At 69.6% G+C, this 12,512-nt stretch carries 12 protein-coding genes; 4 read left to right on the top strand and 8 right to left on the bottom strand.

From position 1 onward, the window contains the following. Window positions 1–411, bottom strand: coding sequence for a MerR family transcriptional regulator (locus tag J8N05_RS22155; RefSeq protein WP_247706401.1), 411 nt, complete (start codon window positions 409–411; stop codon window positions 1–3). 405 nt (window positions 412–816) lie between these two features. Here J8N05_RS22155 and J8N05_RS22150 point away from each other — a divergent pair, with 405 nt between their 5' ends. After that, window positions 817–2,319, top strand: coding sequence for a SulP family inorganic anion transporter (locus J8N05_RS22150; RefSeq protein ID WP_210885189.1), 1,503 nt, complete (start codon window positions 817–819; stop codon window positions 2,317–2,319). Between the two features lie 18 nt (window positions 2,320–2,337). On the opposite strand, the gene J8N05_RS22145 is transcribed toward J8N05_RS22150, so the two are convergent. Further along, window positions 2,338–3,384 (bottom strand): aldo/keto reductase, encoded by a 1,047-nt coding sequence (locus tag J8N05_RS22145; protein WP_210885188.1) that lies wholly within the window; start codon window positions 3,382–3,384, stop codon window positions 2,338–2,340. Window positions 3,385–3,459: 75 nt separating this feature from the next. Here J8N05_RS22145 and J8N05_RS22140 point away from each other — a divergent pair, with 75 nt between their 5' ends. Further along, a complete protein-coding gene (locus J8N05_RS22140; RefSeq protein ID WP_210885187.1) occupies window positions 3,460–3,996 on the top strand; it encodes a TetR/AcrR family transcriptional regulator in 537 nt (178 codons plus the stop codon). Window positions 3,997–3,999: 3 nt separating this feature from the next. Here the strand turns inward: J8N05_RS22140 and J8N05_RS22135 are convergent, their stop codons facing one another. The 3 genes from J8N05_RS22135 to J8N05_RS22125 all read right to left on the bottom strand — a co-directional run bounded on the left by J8N05_RS22135 (window position 4,000) and on the right by J8N05_RS22125 (window position 6,862). Next, window positions 4,000–4,407 carry a cupin domain-containing protein gene (locus J8N05_RS22135; protein WP_247706400.1) on the bottom strand — a complete coding sequence of 136 codons (408 nt, stop codon included), beginning with the start codon at window positions 4,405–4,407 and terminating at the stop codon, window positions 4,000–4,002. Window positions 4,408–4,658: 251 nt separating this feature from the next. Beyond that, on the bottom strand, window positions 4,659–5,306 hold the full coding sequence (locus J8N05_RS22130; protein ID WP_210885185.1) for a dihydrofolate reductase family protein: 648 nt from the start codon (window positions 5,304–5,306) through the stop codon (window positions 4,659–4,661). Window positions 5,307–5,527: 221 nt separating this feature from the next. Beyond that, complete coding sequence (locus J8N05_RS22125; protein ID WP_210885184.1) at window positions 5,528–6,862, bottom strand: FG-GAP repeat domain-containing protein; 1,335 nt, start codon at window positions 6,860–6,862, stop codon at window positions 5,528–5,530. A 361-nt stretch (window positions 6,863–7,223) separates the two neighbouring features. On the opposite strand from J8N05_RS22125, the gene J8N05_RS22120 reads away from it, so the two are divergent. Beyond that, window positions 7,224–8,459: an oxygenase MpaB family protein gene (locus J8N05_RS22120; protein ID WP_210885183.1), complete on the top strand. Its 1,236-nt coding sequence runs from the start codon at window positions 7,224–7,226 to the stop codon at window positions 8,457–8,459. A gap of 22 nt (window positions 8,460–8,481) precedes the next feature. On the opposite strand, the gene J8N05_RS22115 is transcribed toward J8N05_RS22120, so the two are convergent. The 3 genes from J8N05_RS22115 to J8N05_RS22105 form a co-directional block, all read right to left on the bottom strand. Further along, window positions 8,482–9,678, bottom strand: a complete 1,197-nt coding sequence (locus J8N05_RS22115; RefSeq protein ID WP_210885181.1) for a TetR/AcrR family transcriptional regulator — start codon at window positions 9,676–9,678, stop codon at window positions 8,482–8,484. A gap of 61 nt (window positions 9,679–9,739) precedes the next feature. Next, window positions 9,740–10,831, bottom strand: coding sequence for an NAD(P)-dependent alcohol dehydrogenase (locus J8N05_RS22110; RefSeq protein ID WP_210885178.1), 1,092 nt, complete (start codon window positions 10,829–10,831; stop codon window positions 9,740–9,742). Beyond that, the gene (locus J8N05_RS22105) at window positions 10,828–11,337 is read right to left on the bottom strand and encodes a DUF4334 domain-containing protein (protein WP_210885176.1); all 510 of its coding nucleotides are present in this window, start codon (window positions 11,335–11,337) and stop codon (window positions 10,828–10,830) included. The genes J8N05_RS22110 and J8N05_RS22105 overlap by 4 nt, the downstream gene beginning before the upstream one ends. A 305-nt stretch (window positions 11,338–11,642) precedes the next feature. Between J8N05_RS22105 and J8N05_RS22100 the strand changes: the two genes are divergently transcribed. Then, window positions 11,643–12,197 (top strand): hypothetical protein, encoded by a 555-nt coding sequence (locus J8N05_RS22100; RefSeq protein WP_247706399.1) that lies wholly within the window; start codon window positions 11,643–11,645, stop codon window positions 12,195–12,197. The last annotated feature ends 315 nt before the right edge of the window (window positions 12,198–12,512 follow it).

Genomic DNA, 12,512 nt, shown 5'->3' with positions numbered 1-12,512 from the left:
TCAGGGCTGTGTGCCGGGCCTCTGCCGCAGGCGGGTGGCCAGGGTGGCGGCGAACTCCTCGGCGCGGGCGAGCTGGACGCGGAGTCTGTCGACCTGCTCGGAGGCGTCCCGTTCGTAGCCGCGGACGCGGTCGATGAGCGCGTCGCGCTCATCGTCGGTGAGACCGGCGTCGTCGTCGAGACGGTCGGTGGCGTCCAGGAGGTCGCGCATCTGGTCGAGGGTGAAGCCGAGAGGTTTCATACGGCGGATGACCATGAGCCGCGTGACGTCGGTTTCGGTGTAGAGGCGGAATCCGCCCTGGGAGCGGGCGGAGGGGATGACCAGGCCGGTTTCCTCGTAGTGGCGGATGGTGCGCAGGGACAGTTCGGTCCGCGCGGCGACTTCGCCGATCTGCATGTGCTGGTCGTCCACGCCCGTGGTCCCGGCCCTTCTCGTCGTGGCGGTGTGCGTCCTGTGCCGCCCCACAGTCTCTACCCTAACGTTAGGGTAGAGTTGCTGAAGAGGGTGGCCCGGCCACCCCGCTGCTGCCGTTCCGGGGCCGATGGCGCCCCCGGCGAAGTTCCGATTCTTGCAGGAGAGAGCGTGCGCGAGCCCACGACGCCCATCGCCGCTGCCGCCTGCCCGCCGTGACCCTGCGCCCCTGACGGTGAGCCGCCCGCACCGAACACCCGTGCCGGGCCCTGGCTCCGTCCTCCCCTTCGACATCCGACCCGTCCCGCGGGTCGTCCGCGGGACGCCTGCCCGGCAGCCCGCGGCCCTTCCCGCATGCCCCGGCCCGCCATGGGGTGTGCCTGAGCACGACAGGTACGCATCTCCTTGTCCACCACCGCACCAACCCCTGCCGCACGCCTGCGCGGCCTCAAGCCCGAGTGGCTGAACGACCCGAAGGTCTGGCGCACCGAAGTACTGGGCGGTCTGGTCGTCGCGCTCGCGCTGATCCCCGAGGCGATCTCGTTCTCGATCATCGCCGGGGTCGACCCGGCGATCGGTCTGTTCGCCTCCTTCACCATGGCCGTGACGATCTCGATCGTCGGCGGCCGCCGCGCGATGATCTCCGCCGCCACCGGTGCCGTCGCCCTGGTCATCGCCCCGCTCAACCGCGAGCACGGGCTGGGCTTCCTGGTCGCCGCCGTCATCCTGGCCGGAGTCGTCCAGGTCGCTCTCGGCGCGCTCGGGGTGGCGAAGCTGATGCGCTTCGTGCCCCGGTCCGTGATGGTCGGCTTCGTCAACGCCCTCGCCATCCTGATCTTCATGGCCCAGGTCCCCGAGATGCACGGCGTGCCCTGGCCCGTCTATCCGCTGCTCGCCGGCGGGCTGGCGCTGATGGTGTTCTTCCCGAAGATCACCACCGTGGTCCCGGCCCCGCTGGTGTCCATCGTCGTCCTGACGGCCATCTCCGTCGCGGCCGGGATCGCGGTGCCGACCGTGGGCGACAAGGGCGACCTGCCGTCCTCCCTGCCGGTACCGGGGCTGCCGGATGTGCCTTTCACCCTCGACACCCTGATGACGATCGCCCCCTACGCCCTCGCGATGGCACTGGTGGGTCTGATGGAGTCGCTGATGACGGCCAAGCTGGTCGACGAGATCACCGACACGCACTCCTCCAAGACCCGTGAGTCGATCGGGCAGGGCATCGCCAACATCGTGACCGGCTTCTTCGGCGGCATGGGCGGCTGCGCGATGATCGGTCAGACGATGATCAACGTGAAGGTGTCCGGCGCCCGTACGCGCCTGTCGACGTTCCTCGCGGGCGTGTTCCTGATGGTGCTGTGCATCGTCTTCGGGCCGGTCGTCTCCGACATCCCCATGGCCGCTCTGGTCGCCGTCATGGTCATGGTGTCGTTCGCGACCTTCGACTGGCACTCCGTCGCGCCCAGGACCCTCAAGCGCATGCCGGCCGGTGAGAGCGCCGTCATGGCTGTCACCGTGGTCTGCGTGGTCGCCACCGACAACCTCGCCATCGGCGTCGTCGTCGGTTCGATCACCGCCATGGTCATCTTCGCCAAGCGGGTCGCGCATCTCGCCCGTGTCACCGCGGTCACCGGTCCCGACGGCAGCAGCGTGGTGTACTCGGTGACCGGCGAGTTGTTCTTCGCCTCCTCCAACGACCTCGTCGGGCAGTTCGACTACACCGGCGACCCCGACAAGGTGGTCATCGACCTGACGGCCGCCCACATCTGGGACGCCTCCTCCGTCGCCGCCCTGGACGCCATCGGGACCAAGTACGAGCAGCGCGGCAAGACGGTGGAGATCATCGGCCTGAACGCCCCCAGCGCCGACCTCCACGGCAAGCTGACCGGCGGGTTCGCAACTCGCTAGAGCCGACTCCGTCGGTGGTCACGCGACGGGAACGGCCAGAGGTTCGAGCAGTGTGCGATCGCCGTCGAAGCCGTGCTTCAGGGCGGCCGCGGTGTCCTCGTGCGGGGTTCCCATGCGGACGGCGCTGATCTGGTCCAGATGCCGGTAGTGCTGGTCGCCGAGTTCGAGTTCGAGCGAGCGCAGGTACTCCTCCCACTGCGTCAGGGTGCGGGGGCCGACGATCGGGATCAGGGCGGTGCGGGCCTGTCCGGCGCGGCGGCGGAGCCAGGCCAGGGCGACCTGGACGGGACTTGCGCCGTACTCGTCGGCGAGCGCGAGGACGGCGTCCACGACGGCGGTGCGCTGCGCGGTGCCCTCGACCGTGTCGCCGCGAGCGCTCAACCGGCCCTGTCCGCCCTGTCGGTACTTGCCGGTGAGCAGCCCGCCGGCCAGCGGCGAGTAGAGGAACGCGCCCAGGCCGTGTGCCTCCGCCATCGGCAGCAGTTCCCGCTCGGCGGAGCGTTCGGCCAGGCTGTACTCGGTCTGGATGCCGACCAGCGGGGCCAGGCCGTGCAGATCCGCCCGTACCGCGGCGCCGGCGACCCGCCAGGCGGGGAAGTTCGACAGGGCGCCGTGGAGGATCTTGCCGGAGCGGATCAGGTCGTCGAACCCGGCCAGGATCTCCTCGATCGGGGTGGTTCCGTCGGGGAAGTGCGGCATGAAGACGTCCACGTAGTCGGTGTCGAGTCGTCGCAGGCTCGCCTCCAGGGCGCGGACCATCGTCTTGCGGCTGTTGCCGGTGGTGCCGGGGCTGGGGCGCTGCTGCCGCGTTCCGCTGTACTTGGTGATGACGACGAAGTCGTCCCGCCGACCGCCGAGCAGCCCGCCGAGCACGGTTTCGGCCTGCCCGTCCTGGTAGAGGTTGGACGTGTCGAACGTGGTGCCGCCGGCGGCGACGAAGGCCTCGAAGATCTGCCGCGAGCCCTCAGGACCGGCGCCGGTGTCCGACATCCCGAAGTTCGCCGTCCCGAGCGCGTACTCCGACACGCGCAGTCCGGTCAGCCGGCCGAAGGTCCGGTAACGCATGGCAGCTCCTGGGGGTGTGGTGGTGCGATAGGCTCGCCCACCGTAACAAAGAAAAACGAGGGGTCACTCTTTTTTATGCCGAAGGTCAGCCAGGAACACATGGACGCCCGCCGTCGACAGATCGTGGACGCCGCCCGGGACCGGTTCGCCAGTCACGGCTTCGCCCGCACGTCCATGGCCGACATCGTCGCCGGGTCCGGGCTCTCCAACGGGGCCATCTACCGCTACTTCACCAGCAAGGACGAGATCGTCGTCGCGGTGTGCGAACAGGGCGCCGAAGCCCTGCCGAAGGCACTCACCGAAGAGGCTGTCGCGGGCTTCCTCGAACACGTACGCGTCCGTGCGCGGGAGACAGGTCATGCCCGGCTGGTGGCCCAGATCTATGCCGAAGCGGCGGTGTCGCCGCAGCTGGCGGCCGTCGTGCGCCAGCAGCTGGCCGCCATGAGGGAAGCGGTGGCCGAGTTGGTGCCCGACCGGCGGAAACAGCATGCCGAGCGGATCGCGGAAGGGTTCGCGGCCGTCTGCCTCAGCTACAGCCAGCAACTCGCCATCCGCGGCGACCTGGACCCCGCGCCCTTCACCGCGGCCTTGATGGCCATCGTCGACGGATAGTTTCTAGCCTCTGCCGACCGTCAGGAGGCCGACGCGGGTGGCGAGCCAGGCGGGGAGGTCCAGGAGGCGGACGCCTTCCTGCTCCCGCGGGTCGGTCCGGGCGACCATGCAGACCATGTCCTGGTCGCCGGTGTTCACCGGCAGGTGCGGGGTGTTGGCCGGGATGTGGAGGTAGTCGCCGACATGCAGGGTGACGTGTTCGGTGAGGTCCGGGCCGTGCCAGACCTCGACCTGCCCGGACTGGACGAAGATGGCCGACTCGTGTCCCTCGTGAAGGTGAGGGCGGCCCCTGCTGCCGGCGGCCATCACCAACTGGTGCAGGCACAGAGCCAGGGCGCCGGCGGACTCGGCGCTGATACCGGTGGCGAAGGTGCCGCCCTGAACACCCTGGTAGCTACCGTTTCGGACCACAGTGCACTGCTTTTGGTTCGTCACCTCCGCAGTACAGCAGCGGTCCCAGAGCGTTCGAGCAGTTCACGCCAGCCGGCACTCCTGAGCCCGTTCAGCCCGTCCCGGCCACCCGCCCCGATGCAGGCGCCTCGTCCGAACCCACGAGCCGCCGATGCCGACGCCCGCACTGGGCGTGGCACCGGCGACCCGGACCGGCCGACCGAAATATCGCTACGACGTCGGCTGGTCCCGTACCCCTGCCGTCCCTCTCGTCATTTGCGCCAGAAGAGGTGGTGGGTGATGCCGCTCGGGCTGGGCACGACGTCCATGTGGAAGCGGTCCAGGAGCTCGTCGGGGGAGTCCCACAGACGAAGCCCGGATCCGAGTTTCACCGGTGCGACGGCCACGTGCAGGGTGTCGACGAGGTCGGCGTCGAGGAACTCCCGGACGGTGCTCACTCCGCCGCCGAGCCGTACGTCCTTGCCCTGCGCGGCCTCCCGTGCCTGCGCGAGAACGGTGGCGGGGTCGCTGTCCACGAAATGGAACGTGGTGTCGGAGAGCGTGAAGGACGGACGCGTGTGGTGGGTCAGGACGAACACCGGTGTGTGGAAGGGCGGCTCGTCACCCCACCAGCCGCGCCACTCGTGGTTCTGCCAGGGGCCGCGCTGGGGTCCGAACTTGTTGCGGCCCATGATCTCGGCGCCGATGTTGTGGGTGAAGTCCCGCGTGAAGTAGTCGTCGAGGCCGCGGCTCCCGCCGGGGTCGGTCCGGTTGGGCCAGTGTGCCGTGGCACCGGCCCAGGCGAAGAGCTTGCCCGGATCGATGTGGTGGCCGAAGGGCCGTTCCAGGCTCTGGTCCTCGCCCGCGGCGATGCCGTCGCTGGAGATGGTGAAGTTCTGTACGCGCAGCAGCTGATCCATGGGTTCCCTCATCAGGTCGTGTCGTCTCCTCGTACGGTGATGCGTCCTACGTCAGAACGTCGAACGCGACGCGGCCGGATCGACAGCGGTGCCCAACTTTCTTTCTGAGGGTGCCTCGCGCGACCGTTCTCGGGGCTGTCGGCTCGCCGGGACAGCCGGCACCGGACGACGAGCGGACGACCACGAAGCGGCGACCACGAACAGGTGACCTTGGTCCTGGCTCAGTCCTTGCTGGGGGTGAGCGGGAAGGTCGCCTCGTCGCGGTTCGTCCCGTCGGTGATCCACCATCGGTCCTCGCCGAGAAGAGCCAGTTCCGCGCGGCCGTCGCCGTCCCAGTCGTGGACGGAGAAGAGCGCGCCGTCGCGCGGGCCGTCGACACCCGGCGCGGAGCGCTTGGTGGTGCGCCAGGGCTTCGACCCGAGCCCGTGCTCGGAGCCGCCCCGCAGCACCTCGATCCGCGCGTCCCCCGTCTCCTTCTTCCTGGTGAGCTGTACGGCCAGATCGTCGCAGCCGTCGCCGTTGAAGTCCGCGGCGGCGAGCCCGGCGCCGAAGCCCTCCTTGAAGTCGCCGCCGTCCATGGTCACCCACTTCCCCGGCTCCTTCCCGTAGCGGACGCCGACCTGTCCGCGGCGGTGGGGAGTGTCGATCTCGTCGTCGCCGTCGACGAAGCTCCGCCCGACGGCGACGTCCTGCCGCCCATCGCCGTCGAAGTCGCCGAAGACGACGTTCTCGCCCTCCGGCAGCCGCTCGGGCTCCTTGCTCAGGCCGGAGGCGGTACGGGCGCCGCCGGTGAACAGCAGGGGCGGATCCCACGGGGAGTCGTAGAGCGCCAGATCGGTGGCGCGGTCGTCGTTCGCGTCCCCGGCGAACAGCACGGGTGACGCGCCCTCGTGGACCGGGCTGGGGATCTCCACGGTCCGGGCGGGGGCGCCGGACCGCTTGAACGGTCCCTTGAGGACGACCAGTTCCGGTTCCTCGTTCGAGGACCTGAAGACCGCCAGGTCCATGTGGCCGTCCCCGTCGAAGTCGCCGGCGATCGGCGCGGTGCTGTATCCGCTGCCCGGCAGGGGGACGCGCCCGTGCGGTCCGTCGGCCTGCGGGCCCTTGGGGCCTCCCCACAGGATCTGGGCGGCGCCGCTGACGACGAGGTCGGCGTGGCCGTCCTCGTCCAGGTCGGCGACCGTGGGCTGCCATGCCTCGTCGCCCGTGTAGATCTCGTCCGGCACACCGAGGTCTTCCTGGGTGAGGACGGTCGTCCGGTCGTGGTCCGGACCGTGCTCGGAGCCGGGCACGACGACCACGTCGACCTTCATCTCCCGGGCGGAGATCTCGTGCACCAGATCGACGAAGCCGTCCCCGTCGAGGTCGGGGCCCGCGGGCGCGTCCTCACGCGCCGAATCGACCGGTCGGCAAGGGCTGTCGGGCACGGAACGCGCGCCGTCGGACGGGCGAAGGACAAGGAAAGCCACCACCGCCACCAGTACGAGGGAGACGGGTACGGCGTGCCACAGGCGCAGGTGGCGGAAGAACGGACCGCCTGCTGTCGAAAAGCGCATCAGCCCACTTCACGGGCGTGGACACGGCCCACACAAGGAAACAGATCATTTTGTTACGGGGGTGATGCACGGCGGGCCCGCGTGTGGGAGGGCGGTGCCAGCACACGTCCACCGGATCGCGCCCTGCCGGTCTCCGGTCGCCGATCGTCCGCAGCGCCGGGTCCGGTCCAAGCCGCGTCGCCTCCTGTCCCCGTATCGACGGCAGCCCCTCGGTCATCACCATTGCCGCCAGCAATACACCTCGCTATGTTAATCGAGAATCACATTCCTGCTACAAGACGAAGCACGCGTAGAGCATGCAACTGGCGGATACCGGAGCCTGACCCGGTGTCGTCCCCCACGACGGGAAGCAGGTAAGTCAATGGAGAATCTCAGCAGAAGAAGGGCACTGTCCCTCGGTGTCGCACTCGGCCTGGTGGGTGTCGCGAACCCAGCCGGGGCGTTGACGTCGGCGGGCTCGGCGGGCTCGGCGGGCTCGGCGGGCTCGGCGGGGTCGGTGGCGGGCGCCGCCGCGGGGACCGATCCGGCATGGATCTGGGACGACGCGACGGATCCCCTGATGGTGTCGATGCTGGAGAACGGCCATGTGCCGGCCATCAACACCGCGTGGGCGTCATGGGTGAACAACAACGACCCGCTGCCCAGCGGCCTCCCGGACGTGTTCGCCGCGCACCTGCGGCAGTTCAATCGGCTGCCCTCCTGGGCCGACCGCACCAAGCTGGCCCGTGCCGCCGACTTCAACCGGCGCAGGGACACGTACCTCTTCATGCTGTACGGCCTCGGCAGCGGCATCATGAGCACCGTGATCCCGCGCGAGGCCAAGAGCGTCTACTGGTCCGCGGGCGGCGCCGACATGCAGGACCGCGCGGCCAAGACGTTCACCTTCGGCTACGACCTCTCCCAGCTGGGCGCCTTCGAGCCCACGGGGCAGTTCGTCGTCACCGCCAACAAGACGCGCGTGGTGCACGCCGCGGTACGTCACCTGCTCCCGCAGTCCCCGCACTGGAAGGCGGTCGCCGACGAGACCGTTCCGATCAGTGCCGCCGACATCCTGGTCACCTTCCACAGCCTGGGCACCTTCGTGTACAGGAAGCTGCTCGACTGGAAGATCCCGTTCCCGGCCGCGGACCAGGAGGCGTTCCTGCACTCGTGGCAGGTCGCCATCCATCTGCTCGGTGTGCCGGACGAGCACATACCCCAGACGTGGGCGGCCGCCGAGAAGCAGGCGGCGCAGGTGCTCACCCCGATCCTCACCCCCTCCACCGAGGGCATCGCGCTGGCCGAGGACCTGCTGGGACTGACCGCGCAGATCGACCTCGGTGTCACCCGCGGGTTCCTGAACGAGTTCGTGCGCTATGTCCTCAACGACGAGGTGGGCGACTGGCTGGGGCTGAAACGCGACTACGCGTCGGCCGCCCTGGTCCGCACCGCCTGGCCCGCGTTCATCCTGTTCCGCGAGGGTCTGTCGCCCGTCATGCCCGGCACCTTCTACGTGTTCGACCAGTTCGTGCGCGCCCTGGCCATGCTGTTCCTCAACAAGGGCTCCTCCGGGACCACCACACCCATCACGATCCCCACGGGCAACAGGGCGGGCTGAGCAGTCGATCTCCGGCGGCTGTTCAGAGCCCCAGTGCGCCCAGCATCAGGGCGGTCACGGTCGCACGGTGGTCGGGGCTGTCCCGCCACCGCAGTCTGCGTCCGACCTCGACGACCACTCCGAATCCGGCGTGTACCAGCACGCGGGCCTGGCGCGGGTCCAACTCGGTACGGACCAGCCGCAATTGCTGTTCCCAGACGGCGATGTGGTCCCGCTGGGCGAGGGCCACGGGCCGGCGCAGTGCCGCCGGCAGGCCGGCGAGTTCGGCCTCGGCGACGCTGTTCAGTTCGGTGTACTCGAAGCTGTAGGCCACATAGGTCGCCGCCAGTGCGACGACGGACTCGTACGGCCCTGTCACCTCGTGCAGGTTGTGCTCCACACCTTGGGCGAGCAGCGCGGCTGCCTGAAGGCATGCGGCTGCCAGGATGTCGATCTTGCCGGGGTAGTGGCGGTAGAGCGCGGACGGGGTCAGTCCCACCGCCTCGGCGATCTGTCCGTTGGTGACACTGGTGAATCCGTGCCGGGCGAACAGTGGGATGGCGGCCGCGAGGATCTCGGCGCGTCGCGTGCGCGGTACCGGCCGGGCGGGCAGATCGATGTGGTGCGCGGCGGGCCGGGCCGAGGCCGGATCGCTCGCCGCCACGCCCGACGCGGACGCCAACAGCAGTTCCTCGGCCCGGCGTTGGGCGATCGAGGTGTGGTGCATCGTGATGGATCCGATCGCACCGAGGGCCGCCGTGGCCCGCAGTCGCTCGTCGGCCAGCGGGTGCTCGCGTTGTACGGCGTCGTCGACCCGCTCGACGAGGTGACCGAACTTCGCCGCGAGGCGGTGACGGTCCTCGCGACTGAGGTATCGGGCCTCCCAGCGGTACACACCGCCCGACGCGCGATGAGCGACCGTGATCCGGGTGATGGCCGTGAGCACGTCCGTCAGGGCCGCCCCGGGCGGCACTTCGTCGAGCGCGGCGACCAGTCCGTCCACCATGACGTCGGCGCACTCGGCGAACAGCGCGTACTTGTTCGGGAAGTGCCGGTACAGGGCGGCTGCGGAGATTCCCACACCGGCGGCGACCTGTTCCATGGACGCCGAGTGGTAGCCGCGCTCGCTGAAGACCCGCCCGGCCGCCTCGACGATGAGCTGTCTGCGGTTGCGGGGCCGAGCGGCCGCGGTGCGGTCGGCGGTCCCGGCCGAACGGGCGGACGGGGAGGCGGAGGCCATGCGAATCAGTCAATCACACGACGTCAGACGGCGGGCTCCCTCGGCGCCGCGGGTGTTGGTGTCAGGTGAAGGTGAGCACCGGCTTGACCACACCGCCGTCGCCCATGGCGGCCACGGCCGCGTCGATGTCCTCGAAGGGGAACGTGGTGACCAGCTTGTCGAGTGGGAAGAGGCCACGCTCGTAGAGGCCCACCAGTTCGGGTATGAAACGTGCGGGGTCGGAGTCCCCTTCGATCACTCCGTGCACACGGACCCCCTTGGCGAGCAGGCCCATCACGTCGAACGTCACTTCCCCGCCGAGGCCGAGCAGGACGACGTCGCCGCGCGGGCGCAGCGCGCCGACGGCCCGGCGGGCCAACTGCGGACGGCCGGTGGTCTCGACGACGTGGTGCGCGCCACCGCCGGTGAGGTCACGGAGCGCCGCCACGAGTCCGTCCCCGGGCGCCAGGGCCGCCTTGGCCCCGAGCGCGATGGCCAGCTCACGGCGGGAGGCGACCGGATCGACCGCCACCACCGGGTCGCAGCCCACCGCCACCGCGGCCATCAGCGCGCTCAGACCGACCGCGCCCGCACCCAGGACGACCAGCGACGCGCCCGGTTCGGGGCACAACCGGTTGAGCACGGTGCCCGCGCCGGTCTGACCGCTGCACCCGAGCGGAGCGGCGACCGCGTCCGGCAGGTCGGTCGGCACCCTGATCACACCGCGTTCGTGGACGACGGCGTACGTGGCGAAGCTGGACTGCCCGAAGAAGCCGGCGCGCAGGGGTGTGCCGTCGAGGGAGAGCGGCGTGCTGCCGTCCGCGCGTCCTCCGGAGAGGTTACGAGCCTGCGCGGCCCGGCAGTAGGCAGGGTGACCCGCCGTGCACTGGTCGCAGATGCCGCAGCTGGCGAAGGTGAGACAGACATGGTCCCCGGGCGCGAGGCCGGTCACCTCCGCGCCCACCGTCTCGACCCGGCCGGTGCCCTCATGGCCGAAGACCATCGGGGTGAGGTGAAGGGGCCAACTGTCCCGCATCCCCAGGTCGGTGTGACAGACGCCGACCGCGGTCATCCTGACCAGCACCTCGTGTGCCCGAGGGTCCTCAAGGTCCGCGGCGCGGACGGTGAACGGGGCGCCCGGTGCCCCGGTGACTGCGGCGCGGACCCGTCTCACGCGTCCTCTCCGGCATGCGCGCCTTCGCCCGCGGTCCCCGGGGCCCGCTCCAGGAAGAAGTAGTAGAAGGGACCCTCCTCGGGGACCCCCTTGGCATGCATGATCCCCATCAGCGTGGTGTCGTCCACCTGCTTGAAGTGGTCGAGGACCGGCTGCCCGTCGTAGATCATGGTGGCCGTCGACTCGCCACGGAACTCGACGGTCCACAGGCTGGCCTCGCCTTTGCCGAGTTCGCGGTTGGAGTACAGCCGGCCCGTCGCGTCACGGCACATCAGCGGCTTGACGTCGTGCACGGAGGTGAACGTCTTGCCGTACCAACCGGCCTTCTCCAGTTCGCCGTTGAGAGGGTGGCCCGTCTGGAACTCGCCGCCCTTCCATTCGCCGAGTATGTCCTCGGGGCGGACGGTGGCCAACGTCGCCCAGACCGCGTCGAGTTCACGAGGATCGACAGGGCCGTCCTTCTCCTGCAGCTCCTGAAACCGGGCGCGTGCCTCAAGAATGTTCACGTGGCTTGCCTTTCGTCGGTGCTGGGCTCTGGACGGGTGGCGATCGTCGGCCGCGTACGGCCGTGAATGTGGAGGGCCCTCCTGAGGCCTGCTTAGCGTCCGATCAGTAGAACCCGGTATCGGGTGCATTCTCTGACGCCGCTTGCCCGCCTCGGATGCTCTAGAGCCAGTATTACAGCGGGAGTTGATCGACGACACCCGTATGCCGAGGTTCTTAGCGAACGCTCAGTAGGGGGCACGTCCAGGACGACGCGACGGTGGCGGCTTCTGATAGAACCGGGCCGAGCGTCTTCGGAGCCGACCCCATGACCTCTGCGGCCGGCAACGGCCCGACACCTGCCTCGGACTACACCCTGGAGCCCGCCTTGATCGTAGGAGCAACTCGCGCCCGGCTCATACCCCTTCTCCTGGCGACGGTGTCCGTGGCCTCGGCGCTCACCGGCTGCGCGCTGATGGATCTTGCCCGGGACTGCGAGGGGGCCGGTGCCCGGGTCGACGAGGTGGCGGCGCTCGGCATCCTCGATTCCCGGCCCGACGACGCCGGGGTCGCCAGGGGCTTCGGGAAGGTCGACGCCGGCTGCTGGTCGGACAGCGGCGACGTCGTGGTGTCCGCCGAGCGGACGTACACCTTTCCCGGCGCACGGGCAGAAGTGGCAGCGCACTACCGGGCGGCAGCGCGGGACGACGGATGGCGGCCGGACCCCGACGCCGGTCCCGACGACCTGAGCTTCGTCAAGAAGACCATGAGCCTTCAGATCGTCTTCCTCACCGCCGAACATCTCGCCGAAGAGGACTACGGAAGCCGCCCCGACCTCAGCACCGGTGCCGCTTACTCGATCAGTGTCGAGTCGTACGAATAGCGGTACCGGGGCGAGGGTGGGGGCGATGGCGGCCTGGCAGGACCCGCGGTCGCTTAGCTCGCCGTCCGAGCGGTCACCGGAGGGTGACTTCGCTCGGGCCGTTGACGGGCGTCAAGGACGGCGCGGTCCTTGGTGTCCGCAGCCCGTCGTTCTGCGCGGCATAGAAGGCGGCAGCGTCCGGTGCGAGGTGGGCAGATGGCATGACCGGGCCCCAGAAGGCAACGACCACACGTTCGATTAACGGGTCGGCGGCCTCACCGTGCCAAAATGTCCCGGCAATTGTCCAGGCGACAGAGCTGAAAGTCGAAGCCCAGG

Origin of the sequence: Streptomyces liliiviolaceus, assembly GCF_018070025.1 — a bacterium.
GTDB lineage: Bacteria > Actinomycetota > Actinomycetes > Streptomycetales > Streptomycetaceae > Streptomyces > Streptomyces liliiviolaceus.
Note: the sequence above shows the minus strand (reverse complement) of the source record. Positions and strands in the feature narration are given on the sequence as shown.